The following is a 1,854-nucleotide window of genomic DNA, read 5'->3' as shown; positions in this document are numbered from 1 at the left end:
AATCGAGTAGACGGGTCCGCCCCTAATTAGGAACGGACTGCGCCTCTCACACCACCGCACGTACGGGTCTCGTATACGGCGGTTCGTTAAATCAAAACTTTACCTTGAGGTAATACTCCAGCATACTCTCAAAACCTCGTTTTCTTAAACGTTTTTGAGTGATCGTAGTTCTCAGTATAGGGCTTTGGGCTACTGCCCAACCTCCCATACGGGTTCTACTCCAGGCATAGGCCTGATCCTGTTTCACGCCTAATCTTATGAGGTTTTTACGTTTGCGCTCCGGTTTCTTCCAATCGTGCCAAATACAATAACGTAGGCGGTTGCGTAACCATTCATCTACCTTCTTAAGTTTGGTCTGTATAGCTCCCAGTCGGAAGTTGTTCAGCCATCCTTTATAGATGAGTTTTAAACGTTGTAACCGTTCTGCTAATGACAAAGGCAGGGTTTTTCTGGTAAGATACCTGAGCTTGTGTTTGAGTGTCTGCCAAGCCGATTTTCCTACTACTAACTGATAAGTACCTTTCACACCTTTCTTGTAGATAGGTGTGAATCTATAGCCCAACACTTTGAAGCTGGAAGGTCTGCGGATACCACTCTTAGAGCGATTAACAGGCAAGTCGAGCTTATCTTTTAGAAAAAGGTAAACAGCATTGCCTATACTTCGTGCTGCCGCTTTTGATTTTGTATAAATACTAAAATCATCAGCATAGCGGGTGAACCTTAGACCCATAGCTTTTAAATGCTTGTCCAGTTGATCCAATAAAATATTGGAGAGTAAGGGACTCAGTGGGCTGCCCTGTGGCAGTCCTTTCCTGCGCTTATGTAAGCGACCATTCTTTAAAATGGGCGCTCGAAGCCATTTACGGATTAGCCATAAGGTAGTCTGGCACTTAACCTTGTGATGGATAAGCTGAAGTAGTTTGTAGTGTTGGACTTCATCAAAGAAACTTTTTAAATCGATATCTACTACGTCCTGATACCCATCATTGATGAATTCCTGACTTTTCAGTACCGCTTGTTGCAAGTTCTTCCTCGGACGGAAGCCATAGCTTTCTGCTTCGAAGTTTAATTCAAAGTGAATCGCAAGCTGTTGGCTTACCGCCTGTTGAAGCCATCTGTCCACTACAGTAGGGACACCCAGTAATCGGGTTTTCCCATTAGGCTTGGGTATTGCTACCCCCTTGATAGCTTGAGGTCTGTAGCTTTTAGAAATAAGTTGGTGTACCACCTCGCTGCGGTGAGCTTCTATAAATGCTTTTAACGCTGTGGTGGGCATCCCGTCTATTCCTGCAGAGCCTTTATTACGCACTACCCGTTTACAGGCATCGCTCAGGTTTCTGGCTGCTACTACTTTTGCTATCATTTCTAATGTTCCTGTCCTTCTAGGTATGGGCTATCAGTTAAACTGATTCCCGTACGAATCCAGACGTGATTTAACGTTTGGTCCTTCCCTAATTGTGAGGCCTCTGGGGTTCTGCCCCAGCTCGTTTCCTTTAGGTACTATGACCGCTGCTGACTTCTCTAATGCCAACCCGTGGCATTGGAGACCTCCCCAGGTAAGAGCATCTTCTTTCCCCCGATTCCTGCCGTATCTACATAAATGAACTTTTGGTATTCTTTGGGCTTTACAATGATGTGGTTGCTTGCCCGTGCATAAATGCCTCTGTATACGGTTCCTGTTCGTCAGTACCGGGTTTTGTAGTCCCGCTTTCTTCAGATGTAACCTCGCGGTCACCACCCTTGCGGCTTACTAATGGTTCAAGGCGTTACACCTGCCCATAAGGGACTTGCACCCTCTAGATTAATATTTTACCTTTCGGTAAAACAAAAGATGCCCATACTGGGCACACACAC

General features: G+C 45.5%; 1 protein-coding gene. It reads right to left on the bottom strand.

Going from position 1 to position 1,854, the window contains the following annotated elements; translation table 11 throughout:
• Positions 1-91 precede the first annotated feature (91 nt).
• A complete protein-coding gene (gene ltrA, locus DSM03_RS18880) occupies positions 92-1,363 on the bottom strand; it encodes a group II intron reverse transcriptase/maturase (protein ID WP_128763491.1) in 1,272 nt (423 codons plus the stop codon).
• Between the last annotated feature and the right edge of the window lie 491 nt (positions 1,364-1,854).

Source organism: Leeuwenhoekiella aestuarii (assembly GCF_004104055.1).
Classification (GTDB): Bacteria; Bacteroidota; Bacteroidia; order Flavobacteriales; family Flavobacteriaceae; genus Leeuwenhoekiella; species Leeuwenhoekiella aestuarii.
Note: the sequence above shows the minus strand (reverse complement) of the source record. Positions and strands in the feature narration are given on the sequence as shown.